Source organism: Nonomuraea glycinis, from assembly GCF_014646515.1.
Lineage (GTDB): Bacteria > Actinomycetota > Actinomycetes > Streptosporangiales > Streptosporangiaceae > Nonomuraea > Nonomuraea glycinis.
The window spans coordinates 241,402-265,868 of the sequence record NZ_BMNK01000010.1 but is presented as its reverse complement, the minus strand read 5'-3'; the positions used below and the strand labels follow the sequence as shown (position 1 = coordinate 265,868).

Sequence of the window (24,467 nt, the reverse complement as noted above, 5' to 3'; positions counted from 1 at the left end):
CAAGGCGTCGTGGCGGTAGATCACAGCACGCGAGCGCCGTACATCTCCCCGAGATGGTCGGCGAGCAGCTCCAGCCGGGCGCCGTCGGGGTCCTTGAAGTAGATGGAGGCGCCGCTCTCGACCTGGTGCGGCACGCCGGCCATCTCCAGCTTGCCGCGCAGCCGCTCCCACGTGGCGGGGTCGACGGAGATCGCGATGTGGTGCAGCCCGCCGAGCACTTCCTGGTAAGGACCGAGGTCGAGGCCGGGGAAGTCAAAGAAGGCCAGCAGGTTGCCGTTGCCGACGTCGAAGAAGAAGTGGCTGGAGCCCTTGTAGTCGCGGTTTTCGAAGATCTCCGTCAGCGGGAACTCCAGCAGCTCCTGGTAGAACTTGACGGTACGCTCCACGTCGGACGAGACAAGGGCCATGTGGTGCAGGCCGCGCGCGCTGCTCGGCGGACGGTGCGCTAACACGTACCTGTCTCTGATCTCCTCGCGGCGAGCCTCGATGGCTGCGTGGTCGGTGGTCACGGTCGGTCTATGTCCGCCATGCCGCCGCTCAATCTCCCGGGCTCGTGCCAATGCGTTTTCTGTCGGTGCGGCGAGGCAGTATGTGCGGGTGAGCTCGCTCGACCACTTCAGCCAGGTGACCAGGCAATGGTTCGCCGGAGCCTTCGCCGCGCCGACCGCCGCGCAGGAGGGCGCGTGGGAGTCCATCGCGCGCGGTGACAGCACCCTGGTGGTGGCTCCGACGGGTTCGGGCAAGACGTTGGCGGCGTTCCTGTGGTCGCTGGACAGGCTGGCCGCCGAGCCCGCCGAGGAGCCGGGCACCAAGGTGGTCTACGTCTCGCCGCTGAAGGCGCTGGCCGTGGACGTGGAGCGCAACCTGCGCGCGCCGCTGGCCGGGCTCAAGCAGACGGCGCGGCGGCTGGGACTGCCCGTGCCGGAGATCTCGGTGGCGATCCGGTCCGGTGACACGCCCGCCCAGGATCGCCGGCGGTTCGCCGCCCGGCCCGCCGACATCCTCATCACGACCCCGGAGTCGCTGTTCCTGCTGCTCACCAGCAAGGCGCGGGACGCGCTGCGCGGGGTGCGGACGGTGATCGTGGACGAGGTGCACGCGGTGGCGGCGACCAAGCGCGGCGCCCATCTGGCTCTCACCCTGGAGCGGCTGGACGCCCTGCTGGAGCGGCCCGCGCAGCGCATCGGGCTGTCGGCGACCGTGCGGCCGGTCAGCGAGGTGGCCACCTTCCTCGGCGGCGCCCGCCCAGCGGCGGTGGTGCAGCCGCCGTCGGACAAACGCATCGAGGTCGAGGTGGTCGTCCCGGTCGAGGACATGACCGAGATGGAGGCCAGGCCGAGGGAGGCAGGCGCCGACGACTTCGCGCCCGAGCCGACCAGCCGGTCGATCTGGCCGCATGTGGAGGAGCGGCTGTTCGACCTGATCGAGGCGCACAGCTCGACGATCGTGTTCGCCAATTCGCGACGGCTGGCCGAGCGGCTCTGCACGAGACTCAACGAGCTGGCCTACGACCGCCGGCAGGGCACCGAGGCGGTGGACCTGTCGCTCTGGGAGACGCCGGGCGACGGCGCGTCCGGCATGCCCGCGCAGGTGATGGCGCAGGCGGGGGCGAGCAAGGGCGTGCTGACGGAGATCGTGCGCGCCCATCACGGCTCGGTGTCCAAGCAGGAGCGGGCGCAGATCGAGGAGGCGCTCAAGTCGGGCCGGCTGCCGGCCGTGGTCGCCACGTCCAGCTTGGAGCTGGGCATCGACATGGGCGCGGTGGATCTGGTCGCCTGTGTGGAGGCGCCGCCGAGCGTGGCGAGCGGGCTGCAGCGCATCGGCCGGGCGGGCCACCAGGTGGGCGCGGTGTCCAAGGGCGTGATCTTTCCTAAATACCGGGGCGACCTGGTGCAGACGGCCGTGGTGGCCGAGCGGATGAAGAGCGGCCTGATCGAGGAGCTGCGCTATCCGCGTAACCCGCTCGACGTGCTGGCCCAGCAGATCGTGGCGATGACCGCGCTGGAGGAGTGGACGGTCGACGAGCTGGAGGCCGTGGTCAAGCGCGCCGCCCCCTACGCCACGCTGCCCAGGAGCGCGCTGGAGGCGACGCTCGACATGCTGGCCGGCCGCTATCCGAGCGAGGAGTTCGCCGAGCTGCGGCCGCGCGTGGTGTGGGACCGGGTGACGGGCACCCTGCAGGGGCGGCCGGGCGCCCAGCGGCTGGCGGTGACCAACGGTGGCACGATCCCCGACCGCGGGCTGTTCGGGGTGTTCCTGGTCGGTGAGAAGGCCTCCCGGGTCGGCGAGCTCGACGAGGAGATGGTGTACGAGTCCCGCGTCGGCGACGTGTTCGTGCTGGGCGCGACGTCGTGGCGGATCGAGGACATCACGGCCGACCGGGTGCTGGTCTCCCCCGCGCCGGGTCAGCCGGGCAAACTGCCGTTCTGGCACGGTGACACGGCCGGTCGGCCCGCCGAGCTGGGCGCGGCCATCGGCGCCTTCCTGCGCGAGCAGGCCAAGCAGGAGTCCACCGAGCGGCTGCGCGAGGCCGGGCTGGACACCTACGCCGCCGACAACCTGGTGTCCTACCTGCGCGAGCAGCGCGAGGCGACCGGCTACGTGCCGGACGACCGGACCCTGCTGGTGGAGCGTTTCCATGACGAACTGGGCGACTGGCGGGTCGTCATTCACTCCCCCTACGGCGCGCGGGTGCACGCGCCCTGGGCACTGGCGATCAACCGGCGGCTGCGCGAGCGCTACGGCCTGGACGTGCAGGCCGTCCACTCCGACGACGGCATCGTGCTGCGCATCCCGGACACGCTGGCCGAGCCGCCCACCGATGTGGCGGCATTCGACGCCGACGAGATCGAGGCGATCGTCACCGAGGAGCTGGGCGGTTCCGCGCTGTTCGCCTCCCGGTTCAGGGAGTGCGCGGGGCGGGCGCTGCTGCTGCCGCGCCGCACGCCGGGCCGGCGGAGCCCGCTGTGGCAGCAGCGTCAGCGGGCGGCGCACCTGCTCGGGGTGGCCTCCCAGTACGGGTCGTTCCCGATCGTGCTGGAGACGATGCGGGAGTGCTTGCAGGACGTCTTCGACGTGCCGGGACTGGTGCGACTGATGCGCGACCTGGCCGCGCGGCGGGTGCGGCTGGTGGAGGTGGAGACCTCGCAGGCGTCGCCGTTCGCGGCGTCCCTGCTGTTCCACTACGTCGGCGCGTTCATGTACGAAGGCGACGCGCCGCTGGCCGAGCGGCGGGCGCAGGCGCTCGCCCTGGACACGACGCTGCTCGCCGAGCTGCTGGGCCAGGCCGATCTGCGCGAACTGCTCGACCCCGACGTGATCGCCGACACCGAGCGCGAGCTGGCCAGGCTCGACCGGCCGCTGCGGGATCTGGAGGACCTGTCCGACCTGCTGCGCTCGCACGGGCCGCTGCTGGCGCCCGACGTGAGCGTGCGAGGCGGGGATCCGGCCTGGCTCGAGGAGTTGGAGCGGGCGCGCCGGGTGATCAGGGTACGGCTCGCGGGCGAGACGCAGTGGGCCGCGATCGAGGACTCGGCCCGGATGCGGGACGCGCTGGGGGTGCCGCTGCCGGTCGGGATCCCGCATGTCTTCCTTGAGCCGGTCGCCGACCCGCTGGCGGACCTGGTGGCACGGCATGCCCGGACACGGGGGCCGTTCCAGGCGAGCACGGCGGCGGCCAGGTTCGGTCTGGGCGTGGCGGTGGTCGGTGACACGCTGCGCAGGCTGGCGGCCACGGGGCGGGTGGTCAACGGCGAGTTCCGGCCTGGGGCGCGGGGCGAGGAGTGGTGCGACGCGGGCGTGCTGCGGATGCTGCGCCGCAGGTCGCTGGCCAGGCTGCGCAAGGAAGTCGAGCCTGTGGCGGCGGAGACGCTGGCGCTGTTCCTGCCCGCCTGGCATGGCATCACCGGGTCCGCCGTAGGCCCGGGAGGCGGAGGCATGGCGAGCGGAGGCATGGCGAGTGGAGGTCCGGGGAGCGGGGGCCCGGGGGGCGGGAGCCTGGCGAGCGGAGGTCCGGGGGGCGGGAGCCTGGGGGGCGGGGGCGCGCGAGGGGCGGCTGTCGGTGGGGGTGCGTACGCCGCGCGGGCGATGGACGGGCTGGTGCGGGCCGTCGAGCTGCTCCAGGGGGCGGCGGTGCCCGCCTCCGCGTTGGAGACGCTGGTGCTGCCGTCGCGAGTGCCCGGCTACCATCCGGCCCTGCTCGATGAGCTGACCTCCTCCGGTGAGGTGATGTGGGCGGGGCAGGGGTCGTTGCCCGGCAGCGACGGGTGGGTGTCGCTCTACTTCGCCGACACCGCGCCCCTGCTGCTCGCGGAGCCGGCCGAGATCACCATGACGCCGGTGCACGACCAGGTGCTGGAGGCGCTCGGCGGCGGTGGGGCGCTGTTCTTCCGCGGGTTGTCCGACAGGCTCGGCCTGCTGGACGACCAGGCGCTGGCCACCGCGCTGTGGGATCTTGTGTGGGCCGGGAGGGTGTCCGGCGACACGCTGGCGCCGCTGCGCGCCACCCTCGGCTCCGGGCGGCCGGCGCACCGGCCGGCGACGAAGCGGCGGCGGGCGGTGCTGCCGAGCAGGAGCGGGCCACCGACGGTGGGCGGACGATGGTGGCTGCTGCCCGAGCCCGCTGGGGACGTCACCCAGCGCGCCAACGCTCAGGCCGAGGTGCTGCTGGAGCGGCACGGGGTGGTGACGCGGGGGGCGGTGACGGCCGAGCGGCTGCCGGGCGGGTTCACGCCTGTCTACCAGGTGCTGCGGGCCTACGAGGAGAGTGGGCGATGCCGCCGCGGCTACTTCGTCGAGGGTCTCGGCGGGGCCCAGTTCGCCCTGCCCGGGGCGGTCGACCGGATGCGCGCGATGGCCCCCAGCGTCGCACCGACGGGAGGAATGCGCCTGGAGAGCACCCCCTTCGGGGCACCGCCCTCCGCTACAGCCCCGTTCAGTCCGACACCTTCCGACACAGACCCATCCGACCCAGCACCCTCCGACACAGACTCATTCGGTACGACACCTTCCTTCGGCTCGGGCGCCTTCGCAGGGACGCCCACGGATGCGGCGTTCGCGCCGGCCGGTCGGCGGGACACCGTGCTCAGGGCGGTGGTGCTGGCCGCCGCCGACCCCGCCAACCCGTACGGGGCCGCGCTGCCGTGGCCGCAGCACCCGGGCGAGGTCGGGCACAAGCCCGGCCGGAAGGCGGGGTCGCTGGTCGTGCTGGTCGACGGCTACCTGGTGCTCTATGTGGAGCGCGGTGGCAAGACGCTGCTGTCGTTCGCCGACGGCGACCGGTTGCAGCCCGCCGTGGACGCGCTGGCGCTGGCGGTTCGCGATGGGGCCCTGGGCAAGCTGACGGTCGAGCGGGCCGACGGGGGCTCGATCGTGGACTCGCCGCTGGCGGCGGCGCTGGAGGCGGCCGGCTTCCATCCGACACCCCGCGGCCTGCGACTGCGCGCCTGACGACCGCCAAGCCTCTTGAACGTGCCGGGGCTAGCGAGGCCCGGCGCAAGCCTCTCGAATGCGCCGGAGCGAGCAAAGCCCAGCACGATCACCTCGAACATGCTGGAGCTGGCAAAACCCGGCGCAAGCCCCTCGAACGTGCCGGAGCGAGCAAAGCCCAGCACGATCACCTCGAACATGCTGGAGCTGGCAAAGCCCGGCGCGAGCCCCTCGAACGTACCGGAGCTGACAAGGCCTGGCGCATACCCCTCACAGGTGCCGGGCCGAAGGAAGCCCGGTGCGAGTTTCTTGGTTGGGAGCTGCCGTTAGGGGGCTGCCGTGAGGGGGCTGCCGCACCTGTGTTCTCGCAAGGTATAGGAAGGTTGCATGACTTCCCCCCGGAATGTGTTCACGACCAGGCCCGAGCTGTCGGGCGACTTCGGCATGGTGGCCAGCACGCATTGGCTGGCCTCGGCCACCGGCATGAGCGTGCTGGAGCGTGGCGGCAACGCCTTCGACGCGGCGGTGGCCGCCGGATTCGTGTTGCAGGTGGCCGAGCCGCATCTGAACGGCCCCGCCGGCGAGGTGCCGATCCTGCTGTGGAGCGAGGCCGACCAGCGGGTGTCGACCGTGTGCGGGCAGGGCGTCGCCCCGGCCGCCGCGACCATCGAGCGCTTCGCCGAGCTCGGGCTGGACATGGTGCCCGGCACCGGGCCGCTCGCGGCGACCGTGCCCGGCGCGTTCGGCGGCTGGATGCTCATGCTGGAGCGGTGGGGCACCTGGTCGCTCGCCGACGTGCTGGCGCCGGCCATCCATTACGCCGAGCACGGCGTGCCGGTCCTGGAGCGGATCGCGGCCACGATCGAGTCGGTCGAGCGGCTCTTCACCGACGAGTGGACCACGTCCGCGGCCATCTGGCTGCCGGACGGCAAGGTGCCGGCGCCGGGCGCCAAGCTGGCCAACCCGGCGCTGGCCGCCACCTACCGGCGGGTGATCGCCGAGGCGGAGGCCGCGTCGAGCACCCGTACGGGACAGCTGGAAGCCGCCCGCCGCGCCTGGTACGAAGGCTTCGTGGCCGAGGCCGTGGCCGATTTCTGCGCCGGCACCGCCTGGCTGGACAGCTCGGGCCGCAAGCACGGGGGGCTGCTCACCGGTGACGACCTGGCGCGCTGGTCGGCGACGGTGGAGGAGCCGGCCACCTTCGACTATCACGGGTACACGGTGTGCAAGACGGGTCCGTGGGGCCAGGGGCCGGTCTTCCTGCAGCAGCTCGCGCTGCTGTCCGGGTTCGACCTGGACGGCATGGGCTGGCTCGGCGCCGATTACGTGCATACGGTGACCGAGGCCGCCAAGCTGGCCTTCGCCGACCGCGAGGCCTGGTACGGCGACGCGGACGTACCGATGGACGACCTGCTGAGCGAGCCCTACAACGCCGCCCGGCGGGCGCTCATCACGGACGCCGCGAGCTTGGAGCTGCGGCCGGGCGCCCCGGGCGGGCGCTCGCCTCGCCTGCCGGTGTTCCCCGAGGGCGCGGCGACCAGTGTCTCCGGCGTCGGCGAGCCCACGGTGAGCAGGCCGGTGCCCGGCGAGCAGGTGGTGTCCGCGGACGGCGGCGTGCGCGGCGACACCTGTCATCTGGACGTGGTCGACCGGCACGGCAACATGGTCTCCGCCACGCCCAGCGGCGGCTGGTTGCAGAGCTCCCCCGTCATCGCCGAGCTGGGCTTCTGCCTGGGCACCAGGGCGCAGATGTTCTGGCTGCAGGAGGGGCTGCCCGCCTCGCTGCGGCCGGGCACGCGCCCGCGCACCACGCTGTCGCCCTCGTTCGCGCTGCGTGACGGCCGGCCGTGGCTGGCGTTCGGCACGCCGGGCGGCGACCAGCAGGATCAGTGGAGCCTGAACTTCTTCCTGGCGCTGGTGCACGGCGGGGTGAACCTTCAGGAGGCCATCGACGCGCCGATGTTCCACTCCGAGCACTTCCCCAGCTCGTTCTTCCCGCGCGGCTCCCTGCCGGGCGTCGTGCAGGTGGAGGACCGGCTGGACCCGGCCGTACCGGCCGAGTTGCGGCGGCGGGGGCACGAGGTGGAGTCGCAGGGGTCGTGGACGCTCGGCAGGCTCAGCGCGGTCGCCCGGGACGGCGACTTCCTGAAGGCCGCCGCCAATCCGCGCGGCGCGCAGGGCTACGCGGCGGGCCGCTGACCCCCCGTCAGGCCACTGACGGCCGACATACCCGGCTGTACGTCCACGCCAGACGACGGCCGACACACCCGGCTGTACGTCCACGCCAGGCGACGGCTGACACAGCTGGCTGGACGTCCACCTCACGGGTCAGGCGACGGTGGCCTCGATGAGGTCGTCGACCACCGCCGCCAGGTGGCCCGAGCCGGCCAGGACCCGGCGCTGCCGGGCGGCGCCCGACCCCTGCCGGAGCAGCCGGTCCAGCCCTTCCTCGACGAACGTCAGGTCACCGGACTGCTCCAGGGCCGGCCGTACATGCGCCAGCAGGCGGTGGGCCAGCACGGGGGCGGGGACCAGCGCGCCGTGCCGTACGTCCAGGCTGTCGCCCGTCAGCCCGTCGCGGGCGGCGCGCCAGTAGGCTGCGCGCAGCACCTCCGACGGGAAGGGCAGCCCCCGGTCGCCGCGCGCCACGTCGGCCAGAGCCGTGACGATCAGGCCGCGGACCAGCCCGACGATGGTGAGGCTGTCGTTCACGTCGAGCGGCACGTCGGCCACCCGCACCTCGACGGTGGGCAGCTTGGGCGACGGGCGGGTGTCCCAGAAGACCGTTTTGGGGTCCATCAGCGCGCCGGACTCCGCCAGGGCGCGCAGCGCCAGCTCGTAGTCGGCGAAGGTCGGGAAGTACGGCGGCGCGCCGGAGACGGGCCAGCGGCCCCAGCTGATCACCCGCCAGGAGGCGTAGCCGGTGTCGCGGCCGACGAAGAACGGCGAGTTCGCGGCCAGCGCGATCAGCGTGGGCAGCCACGGGCGCAGGTGGTTGCCCACGTAGACGGCGGCCTCCTCGTCGGGCACGTCCACGTGCACGTGCAGGGCGCAGATGCTGATCTCGTCCTGCAGCGCCCGGTAGAGCACGCGGCCCTGCTCGTAGCGGATGTCGTCGCTGAGCGGCGGCGGGATGACGTTGCCGAGCACGGGGATGCCGCTGGCGACGACGGCGAGCCCGCACGAGCGGGCCGCGGCCGCCACCTCCTTGCGCGCGGCGCGTAACTGGGTCCCGAGCTCGGCGAGGTCAGCGGACGGCGCTGTCCTGGCCTCCACCTGGAAACGGGTGATCTCGTGCGCCACGTCCAGCACGTCCGTCGCGGCGGCCAGCACCTCGGCGGCCCGGGGGGCGACGTGGCGGGTGCGTGGATCGACGATGAGGTACTCCTCTTCGACCCCGATCAACGGAACCATGCCCACACCTCGCGAGTGAGTCCAGGAGCCTCCGTACCTTTTGTGCCCCTTGGCCGCCCTCGGGAACCGCTAGATCGGTACTGGTCCGTAACAGGCGGCGGGCTCGCCCGAGACGAGGGCCCAATAGCGGTCGCCGTAGGACCAGTGCCACCACTCGGTGGGGTAGTTGACCAGGCCGGCCGGCTCCAGGGCGGCGGCGAGGATCTTGCGGTGCGCGCGGGCGTCGGCGGAGATGTGCGGGGCGGCGGTGTAGCAGGCGCCGTCGCTGTCCTCCGGGTTGTCGTTGACCTGGGTGCCCATGTCGTACTCGGTGCCGTCGGGGGCGCACAGGGTCAGGTCGACGGCCGCGCCCGCGGTGTGCGGAGCCACCTCCACAGGGGACACATACCGACTTGCCGCGACATGTGCCTCGTCGGGAGACATTTCCGGGAAGGTGGCCTGGAGCTGGTCCCTGTACTCCTCGAAGTAGCGGCGCTGCGTGCCGATCGGCCGATAGCCCTCGACGATCAGCAGCTCGTAGCCGTCGGGCAGCAGCCGCGCGGCCCGCTCCAGCCGCGCCAGCAGGCCCGACCGCAGATGCGCGTACGCCCCCGCCGGGTCGGCCAGCCGCTCGTCCACCCGCAGCCGCCCGCGCACGTCGGCCAGCGGGTCGTGGTTCTCCCGCACCGGGATCGCCGCCACCCGGGGGTCGGAGATGAGCACGATGTCGCTCGGAGGCTGCCACATGAGCGTAAATTCTCACACAGTGTCGGAGAAGACCTGTTCCCGGGCCTGCTCCAGAGCCGCCACCAGGGCGCCTCTCAGCACCGGGTTGCCCGCCACCCCGCTGGTGAGCACGGCGGGCCGGGTGGGGCACACGCGCGCCACGGCGTCCTGCACCTTGGCAGCCAGCCGCGCGCCGCCCGCCCGGCCGATGTCACCGCTGAGCACGATCAGCCCCGGGTCGAGCACGACGGCCACCGCCGCCACGCCCACCGCCAGCCTGGCGGCCACCGCGTCCAGGTATTCCTCGTGGCCGTTGCGGATCAGATCGGGCACGGTGGCACCGGTCACGCCGTACCGGACGGCCAGGCCGCTGAGCGCGTCGTGGTTGACCAGCCGCTGGAAGGAGCCGGAGTTGGGGTGGTTGACGTCGTCGGGCAGCGGCTCGCCCGGCACCGGCAGCCAGCCGATCTCGCCGGCGCCGCCGGTGATGCCGCGGTAGAGCCTGCCGCCGAGCATCACGCCGAGCCCCTGGCCGACACCGGCCCACATGATCACGAAGTCGTCGATGCCGGCCGCCGCGCCGTAGCGGTGCTCGGCGAGGGCCACCAGGTTGACGTCGTTCTCGATGGTGACCGAGGCGCCGAGCGTCTGGCGGAGGCTGGCCAGCACGCCGACGTGCCAGGAGGGCAGGTCGAGGGAGAAGCGCACGTCGCCGGTACGCGGGTCGACCACGCCCCTGGTGCCGATCACGAACGCGCGCAGCTGCGACAGGCTCACCCGGGCCGAGTCGCACGCCCGCCGGACCGCGTCCTGCACGGTCTTGACCGGGTCGCGGGCGTCGGCCGGGTTCACGGTGACCTCGACCACCGTCTTGCCTGTGATGTCGGCCACACCTACGGTGAGGCTGTCGGGCAGCACCTCGAGCCCGGCGACGTACGCGCTGGAGGGGACCACACCGTAGAGAGCGGCGTGCGGCCCCCTGCCCCCCGCGCGCTCCCCCGCGACCTCGACCAGCCCCCGGTCCTCAAGCCTGGACAGCAGCTGACCTGCCGTGACCTTGGAAAGCCCGGTACGCTCACCCAACTCCGCTCGCGTGAGCGGGCCGTCGGCGAGCAGGAGCTCCAGTGCGGCGCGGTCGTTCAGTCGCCGCAGCAGTCGCGGGGTTCCCGGGCTCCGGCTCATCGGCGCGTCCCTCTCGTCACGATCAGCTAACGGACGTTTCTTTTAAGAAAGTTTCTTGTTAGTTTAACACCACTCGTAAGGCATTGAACGATCAGCCTGGTGCGGACCCTAGGCCGGCACCCGGGAAGGGAGAACCCTGTGAGGATCGCCAAGATCACAGCCACTACGGTCACCACGGCCGCCCTGGCCCTGGGCCTGGCCGCCTGTGGCGGCGCCGAGGCACCCGCTGAGCCCAGCGCGGCCGCCAGCGCCTCGGCGAGCGGCCCCAAGTACTCCGGTAAGGAGCTCACCTTCTGGCGGCTCGGCGACAGCAACCCCGCCGCCCAGAAGTACACCGACGAACTGGTGGCCGCCTTCGAGCAGCAGACCGGCGCCAAGGTGAAGGTCGAGTGGATCCCGTGGCCGCAGGTGAACGACAAGTTCACCGCCGCCGCCGCGGGTGGCACCGGCCCTGACGTGACCGAGATCGGCAACGACCAGGTCCCGCTCTGGCAGAGCCAGGAGGCCCTGGCGCCGATCAGCGACATCGTGGCCGCCGGCGACCAGGCCCAGATTCCCAAGAACCTGCTGGGCCTGGAGACGATCGACGGCGAGACGTACGCCGTGCCGTGGGGTGGCGGCAGCCGCGCCGTCCTCTACCGGGCGGACTGGTTCAAGGACCTCAAGATCGAGATCCCGAAGACCTGGGACGAGCTCGTCGCCGCGGCCAAAAAGATCCAGGAGAAGAAGGGCAAGGACGTCGACGGGTTCGCCTTCAACGGCGGCTCCGACGCCAACCACCTGCTGGGCTCCCTGGCCTGGACCGCCGGCGGCGAGTACGCCGTCAAGGAAGGCGACAAGTGGGTCGGCAAGCTGACCGACCCGGCCTTCAAGACCGGCTTCGAGCAGTACACCGCGCTGGTCACCGACGGCCTGTCCAGCAAGTCCCGGCTCGGCCAGAACACCACGGAGATCCGCACCCGCTTCGCCAACAACAAGGTGGGCATGTACCTCACCGCCTCCTGGGACCTGCCGGGGATCGACGAGGACAGCAAGGGCAAGCTCAAGGGTGACAAGCTCGCCTTCTTCCCGCTCCCGGCCAAGGACGGCGGCGAGGCCCAGTCCTTCCTCGGCGGCAACGACATCGCCGTGTGGGGCACCGCCAAGGAGATGGACGCGGCCAAGGACTTCGTGAAGCTGGCCTCCGGCAAGGAGTGGGGCGTCAAGTACGCCACCGACGGCGGCCTGCTCCCGGTCTACCCGGAGGCGCTGGCCAAGCTGGCCGAGGACCCGGCGCAGGCGCCGTTCGCCGCCGCCTTCGCCAAGGCCAAGGCCTTCCCCGCCGACCCGAACTGGACCGAGGCCAACGAGACCAAGGCCGTGCTGCAGAACGCGGCACGCCAGGTCATCGAGGGCAAGGCCACGGCCGACGAGGCACTCGGCAAGGCCAACACCGAGCTCGAGAACATCCTCAACCAGTCCTGACGACTCATGACCGACACGTCAACGCGCACCCGGGGCGGAGGCAACCCCTCCCCCTCGGGGCGGCGCCGCCCCGGGCGCCCGGCCAAGGCCAGCGGCCTGCCGGTCTGGTCCATCCCGTACCTGCTGCTGATCCCCGGTCTGCTCGTCATCGGGGCGTTGCTGCTCTACCCGATGGTCCAGGTCGCGATCATGGCCTTCCAGAAGGTGGGCCTCCCGCAGATCAGGCCCGTCAACAAGCGCCCCCCTGAGTGGGTCGGCACCGACAACTTCAGCCAGATCTTCGACAACGAGATCTTCTGGAGCGCGCTGCGGAACACCCTCGTCTTCGCCGTCCTGGCGGTGACCCTGACGCTGGTCGTGGGCACCGCCGTGGGGGTGCTGCTCAACAAGCTCGGCAAGAAGATGTCCACCCTGGTGATCGTCGGCATCATGTTCGCCTGGGCCGTGCCGCCGGTCGCCCAGGGCATCATCTGGAAGTGGCTGTTCGACGCCGAGGCGGGCATCATCAACTGGGCACTGAACCTGCTGCCCGACTGGCTGTCCACCCTGGTGTTCGGCCGGGCGGACTGGACCGGCGAGCCCTGGCTCAACGACGCCTGGTCGATCTACATGGTGCTGATCATCACGGTGGTGTGGGCGAGCTTCCCGTTCATCGCGGTGTCGGTGCTGGCCGGCCTCAAAGGCATCCCCGCCGAGCTGTACGAGGCCGCCCGCGTCGACGGCGCGTCCGCCTGGCGGACGTTCAGGAAGATCACCTTCCCGCTGCTCAGGCCGGTCTTCGCGGTGCTCACGGTGCTGTCGATCATCTGGGACTTCAAGGTCTTCAGCCAGCTGTACGTCCTCATGGGCGGGCCGACCAACCGTGAGGCGTTCAACCTGTCGATGTACTCCTACGCCGAGGCGTTCAGGTCGCCGCCCAAGATGGGGTCCGGCGCGGCCATCGCCCTGGTGCTGACCGTGATCCTGCTCGTCGTCACGGCCGTGTACGTCAGGCAGCTGGTCAAGCAGGAGGACATGACATGAGTCCGCTCGCCCGCAAGCGCCTGGGCAAGATCGCGCTCAACGCGACCGGCCTGCTGGTGTTCGTGTTCGCGATCTTCCCCGTCTATTGGATGGTGTCGACCGCGTTCAAGACCAACGACCAGATCTTCACCACCGAGTTCATCCCGTTCCCCACGTCCTTCACCTTCGAGCATGTGCACCGGGTGCTGACCGAAGGGGTGGCGGGCAACTCGATCTGGGTCTACATGGGCAACAGCGCGATCGTGGCGCTGGGCACCGTGCTCGTCGGGGCGGTGTTCTCGCTGCTGGCCGCGACGGCGGTGGCCCGGTTCAACTTCAAGGGGCGCAGCACGTTCCTGATCGTGCTGCTGGTCGCGCAGATGATCCCGGCCGAGGCGCTGCTCATCCCGCTGTACCTACGGGTCATCGACCTCGGCCTGGTCGACCAGCTGGCCGGGCTGATCCTGGTCAACGTCGGCCTGACGCTGCCGTTCGGCATCTGGATGCTGCGCACCTTCGTCGCCGCGGTGCCCAAGTCGCTGGAGGAGGCGGCCTGGATCGACGGCGCCTCGCGGCTCACCACGTTCTGGCGGGTGCTCTTCCCGCTGGTCGCCCCCGGCCTGGTCGCGACGAGCATCTTCTCCTTCATCACCGCCTGGAACGAGCTGATCTTCGCGCTGGTGCTGATGAGCGAGTCGTCCGGCTACACCATGCCGGTGGCCCTGCAGTTCTTCTTCGGCCAGAAGGGCACCGACTGGGGCGCCATCATGGCCAGCTCCACGATGATGACCATCCCGGTCGTCGTCTTCTTCCTGATAGTGCAGCGCCGCATGGTGACCGGTCTGATGGCCGGCGCCGTGAAGGGCTGACCCACCCGGTCCTCGTACGGCCCGCCACCGGCGTGCCGTACCCGACCCTGCCGTTTTACCGATGAGGGCCGTACCCCGGCTCTCCCCTTTCCGAAGAGGAGCCATGAGTCGAAGTGATCGGGGGCTGCGCCGTCTCGCGGCCGGCACGTTGCTCGTCGCCTTCCCGGGAACCACCGCGCCCGCCTGGGTGCTGCGAGAGCTTGAGCTCGGCCTGGGCGGCGTGACGCTGTTCGGCTTCAACGTCGCCGACGCCGAGCAGCTGAAGACGCTCACCGCCGAACTGCGAGGGGCGGCCGGGGAGCCCGTCATCTCGCTGGACGAGGAGGGCGGCGACGTCACCCGCCTGGCCTACCACGTCGGCAGCCCGTACCCGGGCAACGCGGCGCTCGGCGCCGTGGACGACGTGGAGCTCACCCGCCAGGTCTACCGGGCGATCGGCTCGGAGCTGGCCGCCTGCGGCATCAACCTGGACATGGCGCCGGACGCCGACGTCAACTCCGAGGCCGACAACCCGGTGATCGGCACCAGGGCGTTCGGCAACGAGGCCGCGCTGGTCTCGCGGCACACCGTGGCGGCCGTACAGGGCCTGCAGTCGGTACGGGTGGCCGCCTGCGTCAAGCATTTCCCCGGCCACGGCGCCACCCGCGTCGACTCGCACCTGTCCGTACCGGTCGTGGACGTCACGCCGGAGCTGCTGCGCGCGCGGGAGCTGGCGCCGTTCAGGGCCGCGATCGAGGCCGGCACCAAGTCGATCATGACCGCGCACGTGGCGGTGCCGTTCCTGACCGGTGACGCGCCCGCGACGCTGTCCCCGGCCGCGCTCACCGAGCTGCTCAGGGGCGAGCTCGGCTACGACGGCGTGGTGGTGTCCGACGCGCTGGACATGCAGGCGATCGTGGACAGCGTCGGCCTGGCCGGCGGCTCCGCGCTGTCCCTGGCCGCCGGGACCGACCTGCTCTGCCTGGGCCCCCTGCCCACCTACGACGACGTACGGCAGGTCATCGACGGCATCGTGGCCGCGGTGGACGACGGCTCGCTGCCGCTGTCCCGGCTGGAGCAGGCCGCCGACCGGGTGGACGCGCTGCGCGCGTGGTTCGGCTCGCGGACCCACGAGCTCGCCGAGCAGAACGGGATCGGCCTGCACGCCGCCCGCCGCGCGGTCCAGCTCACCGGCACACCCGCGCCCCTGGTGGAGCCGCTGGTGATCGAGGTGGACACGCCGCCGACGATCGCCGTGGGCGACGTGCCGTGGGGTGTGGGGCCGTGGCTGCCCGAGGCCGAGATCCTGCGCGTCGAACCGGCCACCGGCGACGTGCCCGGCCTGCTGGCCAAGGCCACGGGCCGGTCGCTGGTGGTGGTCGTCAAGGACGCGCACCGCAACGCCGCCAGCCGCGAGCTGGTCTCGGCCCTGGTGGCGGCCCGCCCCGACCTGACGGTCATCGAGATGGGGCTGCCGATCTGGCGACCGGCCGACGTCACCTACCTCGCCACGTACGGCGCGGCCCGGCCGAACGCGCAGGCGGCCGTCGAACTGCTCACGAGGTGAGCAACTCCCAGCCGAACGCCCATGTGGCCGTCGAGCTGCTCACGAGGTGAGCAGTTCCCCCCGGGCCCGGTCGAGCGCGGCCAGTACGGCGCCGCGCAACACCGGGTGGGGGTCGGTCACCGCGGTGGTGACCACCTGGGGGCGCACCGGGCAGATCCGGGCCACGGCCTCCTCGACCCGGGAGGTGAGCGCCTCGCCCCCGGCGTGCCCCACCTCCCCGGCGAGCACCACCAGGCCCGGGTCCAGGATCACGCAGACTGCGGCCACGCCCAGGGCCAGCCGGTGGGCGATCTCATCGAGCAGCGGCTCCCCCTCGGCCCCGGCCGCCACCGCGACCTGGACGCTCTGACCGGCGTTGTCCACCTCGAACCCGTGGCTTCGCGCGAGCTCGGCCACCGCCTCGGCGCTCACCAGCGACTGCAGGCCGCCCGCCAGCGAAGGCAGCCGGCCGGGCGAGGTGCGGATGTCCTCCGGCAGCGGCACGCCGGGCACGGGCAGGTAGCCGATCTCACCCGCGCTGCCCGAGCGGCCCCGGTGCAGCTTGCCCCCCAGCATGACCGCCATGCCCAGGCCCCGGTCGGACCAGAGCAGCACGAAGTCGCCGCGCCCCTGGGCGGCCCCGTCGGCCTGCTCGGCGATGGCGGCGAGATTGACGTCGTTCTCGATCATCACCTCGCGCTTGAGGTCACCCGCCAGCGCCTCGCGGATGCCCTCGTGCCAGCCGGGCAGGTCGAAGGAGAACCGTACGTCGCCGCTGCGCGGATCGACCACGCCCGGGGTGCCGATGACCACGCCGCGCAGCTTGGCCGCGCTCACCTTGGCGGTGCGGCAAGCCTTCATGATCGCGTCGTGCACGACGGGCACCGGGTCGTCGTGCCCGGTGGGATCGACGGCGACCTCGGCCACCGTGCGGCCGTTGATGTCGGCGATCGCGGTGGAGATCAGGTTGGGCCCGACCTCGAGTCCGGCCACGTACGCGCTGGAGGCGATGACGGAGTAGAGGGCCGCGTTGGGCCCGCGCCCGCCCGCCTGCGCGCCGACGACCTCGACCAGCCCGCGCTCTTCGAGCCTGGCCAGCGTCTGTGACGCGGTCACCTTGGACAGCCCGGTCAGCTCCCCGATCTGGCCGCGCGTCATGGGTCCGGTGGCCAGCAACAGATCCAGTGCGGCCCGGTCATTGATCTCCCTTAGCAGTCTGGGCACACCAGGGCGTCGCTCCACGCTGAATCCCACCGTCTTATCGAAAAGGCTTGCTGGAAGTTTAGCGCTCCCCGCCTTGCTGACCAGCGCAGAGAAGGCGAGGATGACTCATGACCTCCCCCCGCCACCAGGCCGTGCTGCTGGCGCTCGGCATCATGATCCTCTACGACGTGCTGCGCGTCTTCCTGCCGTCGCTGATCACCCTGTTCGGTCGCGCCGGGTCCACCCCCGCCGAGCTGATGGGCCTGTACGCCGCCGCCTGGTTCGCGCTGCCGTTGCTGTCCGTACTCCTCAAGCCGCGCTGGGCGCTGCTGGGCGGGGCGGTGGCCCTCGTGGCGGCGCGGCTCCTCCTCCAGGCGGGAGTCGAGCAGTTGTACGTCGCCTCGGCGGGCGTGACGGCCGGCCTGGTCTTCCTCCACGGATGCGCACGAACGCTGCCCCGAGCCGCGGTCCCCGGCGGAATCATGAGCGGCCTGGCATTCTCGACGCTCGCACACCTGCTGCTCAACGGAGTGGACCTCATCTGGCGGCCCGGCCTCTTCCCCTGGCTCGCCACCCTGACCCTCTGCACCTCCCTCCTGCTCCTGGTACGCCAGCCGCCCGCTCCTCCCCAGGCCCCAATGCCGCCCGCTTCTCTCCAGGTACGCGTGCCGCCCGCGGATGATCTGGCGCCCGCCCGCGTCTGGTTCCTGTTCGGCCCCACCTTGCTGCTGACGGGGATGGCCACCACGTCCTGGGCCAAGGCGGCGCAGGGGCCGGACCCGCTGATCTGGGTCATCGGGACAGCCGCCCTGCTGGTGCTCACCCTCGTCGCAGCCACCTGGCAGGCCTTCCGGCCGCCGCTGCCACGGGTCCTGGGCACCCTCGCCGGTGTCCTGCTCGTGTGCTGCACCACCGTCTTACTCCTGCCGTCCGTCAGCCCCGCACTCGGCGGCATCGCCCAGGCGGCCGCCGGTGCCCTGGCGATCCTTTGCCTCGGGCCCACGCTCGCCGCCGCCGGCCGAACCCCGGCACACCCCGGACGGCAAGGGCTCGGCGCGCTCGGCGGCGGACTGGTCTTCCTGATCGCCGCCTTCGCCTACTACGCGGCGTACGACATGGACCTCGGCTTCCCACAGCGATTCGTGCCCATCGCGACAGCAGTACTCGTCGCAGCCGTCGCGTTCCTCCCCCGGCCATCGCCCCGGACAGACGACCAGCGCCCCACCAACGCCACCCCCGCAGAAGACAGCCAACCTCCCACCAGCACCGCGTCTGGAGAAAGCAGTCAGCTTTCCACCAGTGCCACCCTCGTAGAGGGCGATCTGCCTCCCACCGGCTTCGGAGGAGGCGGCAGGCGGCGTGGCCGGGCTGTGCTGGGGGTCGCGGTGCTGCTCGTACCACTCGTGGTGGCGGCCACCTGGCGGCCCGCGCCGCCGGTGCGGGCCACTCAGGGGGACACCATCAAGCTGATCGCCTACAACATCAGGATGGGATTCGGCCTGGACGGGCGGCTCTCGCTCGACGACATAGCGGCCTGGGCCGCCGCCCAGCGGCCCGATGTGGTGCTGCTCAGCGAGGTGGACCGCGGCTGGTTGCTCAACGGCGGCCACGACGACCTGGCCAGGATCGCCCGCGGGCTGGGCATGCGCTACCACTTCGCCCCGGCCGCCGACAACGTCTGGGGCGACGCGCTGCTCACCCATCTGCCGGTCCGCCAGGTGCACTCGCACCCGCTCGGCCGCCACGACTACCCCACCGGCGCCCAGGCGCAGGCCATCGTGCTGGAGGTGGGCGGCAGGGAGCTGGGCATCGTCAACACCCACCTCCAGGCCCCGGACGGGCAGGCGCCCGAGGTGGCCGCCATCGTGCGCGCCCTGGCAGCGGGCGAGGACGCGGCGCGGGCCCGCCCGACCCCCACCGCCCCCGGCGAGCCCGCGCAGACCCCTGTGAGCGCCACGTCCGCAGGCGTCGTCAGGCCGGTTGTCCTCGCCGGTGACCTGAACACCCGGCCCGGCGATCCGGCCATGGCGGTGCTGGAGGCGGCAGGTCTCTCCGACCCGCTGACAGCGCTCGGCGATCCGCCCACCTCGCCCGCCGACGCGCCCACCGAGCGGATCGACCACGTGCTGATCAGCAAGGGTCTGACCGCGATATCCGCCCAGGCACCGATGATCGCGTACTCCGATCATCTGCCCGTTCTGACGACCTTGCGACTAACCAGTGTTGACCAGGAGGGATAATCGAGAACATGCGCCTTTCCGCTCGTGTCGACTACGCCCTCCGCGCCGCCGCCGAACTTGCCGCGGCCGGTGCCGGTCCGACCACCGTGGGTGAGCTCGCCAAAGAGCAGGACATGCCCCCTAAATACCTGGAAAACATCCTTTTGCAGATGCGCCGGGCCGGTCTGGTCCGCGGCCAGCGTGGCCCCGAAGGCGGCTACGTCCTGGCCCGGCCTCCTGCGGAGATCTCGCTCGCCGACGTCATCAGAGCCGTCGACGGCCCCCTGGCCAACGTCCGGGGCGAGCGCCCCGAGCACGTCGGCTACCGTGGCCCAGCGATGTCCCTGCAGCAGGTGTGGATCGCCCTGCGGGCCACCGAGCGGGCCATCCTGGAGGAGGTCACCCTGGAGCAGGTCGCCAGCGGCGCCCTCCCCGACCGCGTCCGCCAACTCGCCGCCGACCCCGCCGCCTGGGACTGACCCCACCCCACCGCTTCACAGCACACCGGCCCAGTGAAGAGCACCCCCACCTAACAACCACCGGCCCCCGACCCCACCACCGAAACAGCGCTCACAGCGAACGGCACCACACGCCCGCCGGTCACGCGGACCCTGAAGTGCGGGGTGCCAGGGGGCTGCGGCGGTCGATCCGTGCCGGTACGCGGGCGGCCCCGTCTGATTTCTAGACTGAAGGCATGCCCGAAGGAGATGCCGTCTACCGCACGGCCGCGCGCCTGCGCAAGGCGCTGGACGGCCAGGTGCTCACCCGGTCGGAGTTCCGGGTGCCGCGGCACGCCACAGCCGATCTCACCGGGCGCACGGTGCTGGAGACGGTCTCCCGTGGCAAGCATCTGCTGACCCGGGTGGAGGGCGGCCTGACCGTGCACACGCATCTGCGCATGGACGGAAGCTGGCAGGTGACAGCCCCGGGCCGGCGGGTCGTGGGGGGAGACAGGGTGCGGCTCATCCTCGCCAACGCGCAATACCAGGCCGTGGGCATACGCCTGGGGATGGTGGACCTGCTGAAGACGGCCGAGGAGGGCCAGGTCGTCGGCCATCTCGGGCCGGATCTCCTGGGGCTCGACTGGGACCCGGTCGAAGCCGTGCGTCGGCTGCGCCGGGATCCGGACACGACGATCGGGGAGGCGCTGCTCGACCAGCGCAACCTGGCCGGTATCGGCACCATCTACCGCGCTGAGACGCTGTTTCTACGCGGGATCTGGCCGTGGCGGAGGGTCGGGGACATCAAGGATCTGGACGGGCTGGTCATGCTCGCCCAGCGACTGCTGGACGCCAACAAGCACCATGCGGGCACGGTCACCACGGGCGACCGCCGTCCGGCGAACCAGACCTGGGTCTACGGCAGGGCGGGCAGGCCCTGTCGCCGATGCGGCACCCGCATCAGCCGCGACGAGATGGGAGCACACGCACAGGAGCGGCTGGTCCTGTGGTGCGGCGGCTGCCAGCCTCGTTAGGCAGCCACCATGTCCTTGACTTCGGGGAACACAGTGTCGGAAATGGCTCCGGGCACCGACTCGGCAAGGGGAAGACGCTCGTGCTCAGGCGCGTCGGCCAGCACCGGGGCAGCCTGGAGCTCTGCCAGTGCGAACTGGTCGGACACCTCACGCAGCACTTGCGACAGCGGCACTCCGAGTGCGCCACAGATCGATGCGAGCAGCTCGGATGACGCTTCCTTCTGGCCGCGTTCGACTTCGGACAAGTAGCCCAGCGAGACACGCGCCAGCGTGGACACCTCGCGAAGTGTACGTCCCTGCCGCACCCGCAGCCGTCTCAGCACATCGCCGAGCAGCTGACGCAGCAGAATCATCTGTCGCTCCCTCCCCGGCGTGGATGTCTTCACCACGCCCCGCGCGATCGGATCGTGCCGCCCATTGTTCTTCTTCGCTTCGTACATGCTCCTCGCCGTCATCATCGGACGTCTCCGCCCCTGGCCCGTCGCACGTGGCTCATCGCGTGACTCATCAGGCCCGCCTGCCGGGCGCTTGCTGCTTGCAGTTGGCTCACGGACCTCACTCACACATCCACCGTACCCGTATCGACCGACACCGCGTCAGACCGTGCTTGGCTTGTTCGCTCGGGACGTAACACGGTAATCATCCGGAATGTTCCCCTTCGTTAGCCTTCACCACACTTGCTAGGAGATCAATCGCCTGATCCATCGTCTCTATCCTGATACGTTCGCGAGACCCTTTCAGGCTCAGCTGTCGCTGATGTATCTCATCATCCGGACCGCTCACCGCCACGAAGACCGTCCCGACCGGCCGGCCGTCCTGCGGCTCCGGCCCCGCGACCCCCGTCACGGCCAGGCCGTACGACGCCGCGCAGAGCCGCGCGACACCGGCCGCCATCGCCGCCGCCACCTCGGGGTGCACCGCCCCCTCGCGCCGCAGCAGGTCCTCGGGCACGCCCAGCAGGGCCTGCTTGAGATCGGTGGCGTACGAGATGACCCCGCCCCTGAACGCCTGGGACGCCCCCGGGACGGTGGTGATCGTGGCGCCGATGAGGCCGCCGGTCAGCGACTCGGCCACGGCCAGCGTGGCCCGCCGGCGCACCAGCGCCGCCAGGACCTCAGCCACCTGCGTCATGCTCACTCCCCGCGTGCTCGCCTGGCCACCTTGCGCAGCTGGAACGCTCGTACGACATAGTCGACCCCCGTCGCCACGGTCACCACCACGGCCGCGCCCATCGTCACCCAGCGCAGCGGATCGGGCACGCCGGGCAGGATGTAGAGCACGATCGCGGCGATCTGCAGGACCGTCTTGACCTTGCCGCCGTAGCTGGCCGGGATGACCGCGCGCCGGATGAGCACCAGCCTGAGCAGCGTGATGCCGATCTCCCGGCCGAGGATCACGATGGTGACCCACCACGGCAGCTCGTTGAGCACCGACAGGCACACCAGCGCCGCGCCCGTGAGCGCCTTGTCGGCGATCGGATCGGCGATCTTGCCGAAGTCGGTGATGAGCCCGTAGCGCCGGGCCAGCTCACCGTCGAGGTGGTCGGTGAAGGACGCCACACCGAAGACCGCCAGCGCGGCCAGCCGCCACCCGGTGCCCGGCATGAGAAGACAGAAGACAAAGAAAGGGACGAGCGCCAACCTGAGGACCGTGAGGACGTTGGCGATGTTCCACGGGCTCACCACGCGGCGCTCGTCCTTGGTCATGGACCGGCCTTGATTCGTGCGATCAGGTCAACCCCCTCGGCGTCGACCACGACCGCCCGCACGATCTGGCCCCGGACCAGCCCGATGCCCTGCACCGTGCAGGATCCGTCGACCTCCGGTCCCTGGTGGGCGGCCCGGCCCTCGTAGCCGCCGTCGCCCAGGTCGTCGTCGATGAGCACGTCGACCTCGGTGCCGATCCGCTCCTCCGCGCGCTGCGCGGTGAGCTCCTCGGCCAGTTCGGTGAGCACGCGCACGCGCTCGTCGACGATCTCCTGGTCGAGCTTGCCATCGAAGCCGGCCGCCTCGGTGCCGTCCTCGTCGGAGTAGCCGAACACACCGATCACGTCCAGCCTGGCCCGCTCCAGGAAGCCGACCAGCTCACCGAACTCCTCCTCGGTCTCGCCGGGGAAGCCCACGATGAAGTTGGAGCGCACGCCCGCCTCCGGGGCGTGCTCGCGCACGGCGTCCAGCAGGGACAGGAAGCGCTCCGGATCGCCGAAGCGCCGCATCCGGCGCAGCACGGTGCCGCTGGCGTGCTGGAAGGACAGGTCGAAGTAGGGGGCGATGCCCTCGGTGGAGCTCAGCACGTCGATGAGGCCCGGCCGCAGCTCGGCGGGCTGCAGGTAGCTCGCCCGCACCCGGTCGATGCCCTCGACGGCCGCCAGCCTCGGCAGCAGCTTCTCCAGGGCTCTGAGGTCGCCCAGGTCCTTGCCGTAGGACGTGGAGTTCTCGCTGACCAGGACGAGCTCTCGGACGCCGCGGTGGGCCAGCCAGTCGGCCTCGGCCACCAGATCGTCGGGATCTCGGGAGACGTAGGCCCCGCGGAAGGCCGGGATGGCGCAGAACGTGCAGCGCCGGTCACAGCCGGAGGCCAGCTTGAGTGAGGCCACCGGGCTCTCGTCGAGCCGCTTGCGCAGCACGCGAGGGCCACTGACGGGGGCGACCCCGTCGGGGAGGTCCCCGTGGCCGGGGATGTGGGACCTGGGCGCGGCGGCGCGCTCCACAGGTGAGATGGGCAGCAGGGTGCGGCGATCACGTGGGGTGTGCGGCTTGAGCGAGCGGCCGGCGACGACGTCGTCGAGCCGGCCGCCGATGTCGGCGTAGTCGTCGAAGGAGATGACCGCACTGGCCTCTGGCAGCGCGTCGGCGAGCTCGTTGCCGTAGCGCTCGGCCATGCAACCCGCGGCGACCACCTTGGCCCCGGAGTCGGCGGCGGCCAGCAGCGTGTCGATGGAATCCTTCTTCGCCGAGTCGATGAAGCCACACGTGTTGACGACGACGACGTCTGGGTCGTCGTCGCCCAGCTGCCAACCGGCAGCCTCAAGTCGCGCGGCCAGCTCCTCGGAGTCGACCTCGTTGCGCGCGCAGCCCAGGGTGATCAGCGATGCGGTTCGGCGGGATGACATGGTGAACACTACGGTATCGGGAGTTGGCCACCACCCGATGCACGGGCTACCGCGCTCGTGGTTTGGCGGGCCCGAACGAGCGCTTCACCATCTCCCCGCTGGGGCCCGCCGGACCCAAATTCTTACCGTTGACCTGCAGCGAAACCGCGCCTCCGTCGGCGATGACGAGATTCATCCGGGTCGCCGTGCGCCAGGTCGAGGATCGGCCCGCCTGCAGCGTGCCGGCGAACATCTTCTTGCCCTTGGCGTCGTTGACGTTCAGATAGGAGGCGCGCTTGGCCTTGACCTTGACCACGACCAGGTCCTCCTTGGCGATCGCCTTGGCCTTGGACTTGGCCGGTGAGCGGCGCGGCTCCTCGGTGAACGGCGAGTTGGGCGGCACGCTGGACCCCGCCGGGTTGCTCCCGCCGGCCGTGCGCACGTGGTCCGACTCGCCGCCCATGACCCGCACCACCCCGAACACCACCACCACGGCCACCGCGACGCCCAGCGCCATCGTCCAGCTCGGGCCGCGCCGCTCGCCGAGATTGGTCGTACGGTCGGCCTGGAACACCGCGGCGGCGCGGATGGGCGGCGGCGCGCCCCCGTGCTGCTGGTCGTAGAGGTGCACCACCTCGTCCGGATCGAGCCCCACCGCCTTGGCCAGTGCCCTGACGTGCCCCCTGATGTAGAAGTCGCCCTCGAACTTCGAGAGGTCATCGCGCTCGATCGCAAGGATGATCGCCTCCCGGATGCGCGTGATCGCGCTGAGCTGCGCGACCGTCAGCCCCGCCGACTGCCTGGCGGCCGCCAGCATGGCCCCTGTGCTCTGCTCCTGCACAGCAAACGCCTCCCCCACCACGACGTAGCGTAGTGGCTTATATTCAACCAG

The 24,467-nt window shown here is 71.3% G+C and carries 19 protein-coding genes; 9 read left to right on the top strand and 10 right to left on the bottom strand.

All coding sequences use genetic code 11. From position 1 onward, the window contains the following. Positions 1-20 precede the first annotated feature (20 nt). Positions 21-509, bottom strand: coding sequence for a VOC family protein (locus IEY87_RS27450; protein ID WP_189141663.1), 489 nt, complete (start codon positions 507-509; stop codon positions 21-23). A gap of 88 nt (positions 510-597) precedes the next feature. Between IEY87_RS27450 and IEY87_RS27445 the strand changes: the two genes are divergently transcribed. Together IEY87_RS27445 and IEY87_RS27440 are read left to right on the top strand one after the other, a co-directional pair. Beyond that, the gene (locus tag IEY87_RS27445) at positions 598-5,448 is read left to right on the top strand and encodes an Lhr family helicase (RefSeq protein ID WP_225278207.1); all 4,851 of its coding nucleotides are present in this window, start codon (positions 598-600) and stop codon (positions 5,446-5,448) included. Between the two features lie 366 nt (positions 5,449-5,814). Then, the gene (locus IEY87_RS27440) at positions 5,815-7,626 is read left to right on the top strand and encodes a gamma-glutamyltransferase family protein (RefSeq protein ID WP_225278208.1); all 1,812 of its coding nucleotides are present in this window, start codon (positions 5,815-5,817) and stop codon (positions 7,624-7,626) included. A gap of 129 nt (positions 7,627-7,755) precedes the next feature. Here the strand turns inward: IEY87_RS27440 and IEY87_RS27435 are convergent, their stop codons facing one another. From IEY87_RS27435 to IEY87_RS27425, 3 genes are all read right to left on the bottom strand, one after another. Then, positions 7,756-8,841 (bottom strand): carboxylate-amine ligase, encoded by a 1,086-nt coding sequence (locus tag IEY87_RS27435; RefSeq protein WP_189141661.1) that lies wholly within the window; start codon positions 8,839-8,841, stop codon positions 7,756-7,758. Between the two features lie 69 nt (positions 8,842-8,910). Continuing rightward, positions 8,911-9,567 carry a M15 family metallopeptidase gene (locus tag IEY87_RS27430; protein WP_189141660.1) on the bottom strand — a complete coding sequence of 219 codons (657 nt, stop codon included), beginning with the start codon at positions 9,565-9,567 and terminating at the stop codon, positions 8,911-8,913. A 12-nt stretch (positions 9,568-9,579) separates the two neighbouring features. Further along, the gene (locus IEY87_RS27425; protein WP_189141659.1) at positions 9,580-10,728 is read right to left on the bottom strand and encodes an ROK family transcriptional regulator; all 1,149 of its coding nucleotides are present in this window, start codon (positions 10,726-10,728) and stop codon (positions 9,580-9,582) included. A gap of 138 nt (positions 10,729-10,866) precedes the next feature. On the opposite strand from IEY87_RS27425, the gene IEY87_RS27420 reads away from it, so the two are divergent. From IEY87_RS27420 to IEY87_RS27405, 4 genes are all read left to right on the top strand, one after another. After that, positions 10,867-12,192 (top strand): extracellular solute-binding protein, encoded by a 1,326-nt coding sequence (locus tag IEY87_RS27420; RefSeq protein WP_189141658.1) that lies wholly within the window; start codon positions 10,867-10,869, stop codon positions 12,190-12,192. A gap of 6 nt (positions 12,193-12,198) precedes the next feature. After that, complete coding sequence (locus tag IEY87_RS27415; protein WP_189141657.1) at positions 12,199-13,215, top strand: carbohydrate ABC transporter permease; 1,017 nt, start codon at positions 12,199-12,201, stop codon at positions 13,213-13,215. Further along, on the top strand, positions 13,212-14,063 hold the full coding sequence (locus IEY87_RS27410) for a carbohydrate ABC transporter permease (RefSeq protein ID WP_189141656.1): 852 nt from the start codon (positions 13,212-13,214) through the stop codon (positions 14,061-14,063). The genes IEY87_RS27415 and IEY87_RS27410 overlap by 4 nt, the downstream gene beginning before the upstream one ends. 103 nt (positions 14,064-14,166) lie before the next feature. Further along, complete coding sequence (locus IEY87_RS27405) at positions 14,167-15,609, top strand: glycoside hydrolase family 3 protein (protein WP_189141655.1); 1,443 nt, start codon at positions 14,167-14,169, stop codon at positions 15,607-15,609. Between the two features lie 39 nt (positions 15,610-15,648). On the opposite strand, the gene IEY87_RS27400 is transcribed toward IEY87_RS27405, so the two are convergent. Beyond that, positions 15,649-16,830, bottom strand: a complete 1,182-nt coding sequence (locus IEY87_RS27400) for an ROK family transcriptional regulator (RefSeq protein ID WP_189141654.1) — start codon at positions 16,828-16,830, stop codon at positions 15,649-15,651. Positions 16,831-16,919: 89 nt separating this feature from the next. On the opposite strand from IEY87_RS27400, the gene IEY87_RS27395 reads away from it, so the two are divergent. From IEY87_RS27395 to IEY87_RS27385, 3 genes are all read left to right on the top strand, one after another. Continuing rightward, positions 16,920-19,031, top strand: coding sequence for an endonuclease/exonuclease/phosphatase family protein (locus IEY87_RS27395; protein WP_189141653.1), 2,112 nt, complete (start codon positions 16,920-16,922; stop codon positions 19,029-19,031). 8 nt (positions 19,032-19,039) lie between these two features. Further along, positions 19,040-19,489 (top strand): RrF2 family transcriptional regulator, encoded by a 450-nt coding sequence (locus IEY87_RS27390; protein WP_189141652.1) that lies wholly within the window; start codon positions 19,040-19,042, stop codon positions 19,487-19,489. Positions 19,490-19,704: 215 nt separating this feature from the next. Beyond that, positions 19,705-20,484 carry a DNA-formamidopyrimidine glycosylase family protein gene (locus IEY87_RS27385; RefSeq protein ID WP_189141651.1) on the top strand — a complete coding sequence of 260 codons (780 nt, stop codon included), beginning with the start codon at positions 19,705-19,707 and terminating at the stop codon, positions 20,482-20,484. On the opposite strand, the gene IEY87_RS27380 is transcribed toward IEY87_RS27385, so the two are convergent. The 5 genes from IEY87_RS27380 to IEY87_RS27360 all read right to left on the bottom strand — a co-directional run bounded on the left by IEY87_RS27380 (position 20,481) and on the right by IEY87_RS27360 (position 24,416). Further along, positions 20,481-20,837 carry a helix-turn-helix domain-containing protein gene (locus tag IEY87_RS27380; protein ID WP_189141740.1) on the bottom strand — a complete coding sequence of 119 codons (357 nt, stop codon included), beginning with the start codon at positions 20,835-20,837 and terminating at the stop codon, positions 20,481-20,483. The genes IEY87_RS27385 and IEY87_RS27380 overlap by 4 nt on opposite strands. Positions 20,838-21,123: 286 nt before the next feature. Further along, positions 21,124-21,615, bottom strand: coding sequence for a CinA family protein (locus tag IEY87_RS27375; protein WP_189141650.1), 492 nt, complete (start codon positions 21,613-21,615; stop codon positions 21,124-21,126). A 2-nt stretch (positions 21,616-21,617) separates the two neighbouring features. After that, the gene (gene pgsA, locus IEY87_RS27370) at positions 21,618-22,190 is read right to left on the bottom strand and encodes a CDP-diacylglycerol--glycerol-3-phosphate 3-phosphatidyltransferase (protein WP_189141649.1); all 573 of its coding nucleotides are present in this window, start codon (positions 22,188-22,190) and stop codon (positions 21,618-21,620) included. Continuing rightward, complete coding sequence (rimO, locus tag IEY87_RS27365; RefSeq protein ID WP_189141648.1) at positions 22,187-23,596, bottom strand: 30S ribosomal protein S12 methylthiotransferase RimO; 1,410 nt, start codon at positions 23,594-23,596, stop codon at positions 22,187-22,189. The genes pgsA and rimO overlap by 4 nt, the downstream gene beginning before the upstream one ends. 46 nt (positions 23,597-23,642) lie before the next feature. Then, entirely contained in the window at positions 23,643-24,416 is a 774-nt protein-coding gene (locus tag IEY87_RS27360) for a helix-turn-helix domain-containing protein (protein WP_189141647.1), read from the bottom strand. Between the last annotated feature and the right edge of the window lie 51 nt (positions 24,417-24,467).

What these genes read in the sequence shown, in the direction of transcription:
- IEY87_RS27390 (WP_189141652.1), top strand. Translation starts at nt 19,040, where the DNA reads ATGCGCCTTTCCGCTCGTGTCGACTACGCCCTCCGCGCCGCCGCCGAA.
- IEY87_RS27435 (WP_189141661.1), bottom strand. Translation starts at nt 8,841, where the DNA reads ATGGTTCCGTTGATCGGGGTCGAAGAGGAGTACCTCATCGTCGATCCA.
- IEY87_RS27425 (WP_189141659.1), bottom strand. Translation starts at nt 10,728, where the DNA reads ATGAGCCGGAGCCCGGGAACCCCGCGACTGCTGCGGCGACTGAACGAC.
- IEY87_RS27410 (WP_189141656.1), top strand. Translation starts at nt 13,212, where the DNA reads ATGAGTCCGCTCGCCCGCAAGCGCCTGGGCAAGATCGCGCTCAACGCG.
- IEY87_RS27405 (WP_189141655.1), top strand. Translation starts at nt 14,167, where the DNA reads ATGAGTCGAAGTGATCGGGGGCTGCGCCGTCTCGCGGCCGGCACGTTG.
- IEY87_RS27395 (WP_189141653.1), top strand. Translation starts at nt 16,920, where the DNA reads ATGACCTCCCCCCGCCACCAGGCCGTGCTGCTGGCGCTCGGCATCATG.
- IEY87_RS27430 (WP_189141660.1), bottom strand. Translation starts at nt 9,567, where the DNA reads ATGTGGCAGCCTCCGAGCGACATCGTGCTCATCTCCGACCCCCGGGTG.
- IEY87_RS27380 (WP_189141740.1), bottom strand. Translation starts at nt 20,837, where the DNA reads ATGATTCTGCTGCGTCAGCTGCTCGGCGATGTGCTGAGACGGCTGCGG.
- IEY87_RS27415 (WP_189141657.1), top strand. Translation starts at nt 12,199, where the DNA reads ATGACCGACACGTCAACGCGCACCCGGGGCGGAGGCAACCCCTCCCCC.
- rimO (WP_189141648.1), bottom strand. Translation starts at nt 23,596, where the DNA reads ATGTCATCCCGCCGAACCGCATCGCTGATCACCCTGGGCTGCGCGCGC.
- IEY87_RS27440 (WP_225278208.1), top strand. Translation starts at nt 5,815, where the DNA reads ATGACTTCCCCCCGGAATGTGTTCACGACCAGGCCCGAGCTGTCGGGC.
- pgsA (WP_189141649.1), bottom strand. Translation starts at nt 22,190, where the DNA reads ATGACCAAGGACGAGCGCCGCGTGGTGAGCCCGTGGAACATCGCCAAC.
- IEY87_RS27385 (WP_189141651.1), top strand. Translation starts at nt 19,705, where the DNA reads ATGCCCGAAGGAGATGCCGTCTACCGCACGGCCGCGCGCCTGCGCAAG.
- IEY87_RS27375 (WP_189141650.1), bottom strand. Translation starts at nt 21,615, where the DNA reads ATGACGCAGGTGGCTGAGGTCCTGGCGGCGCTGGTGCGCCGGCGGGCC.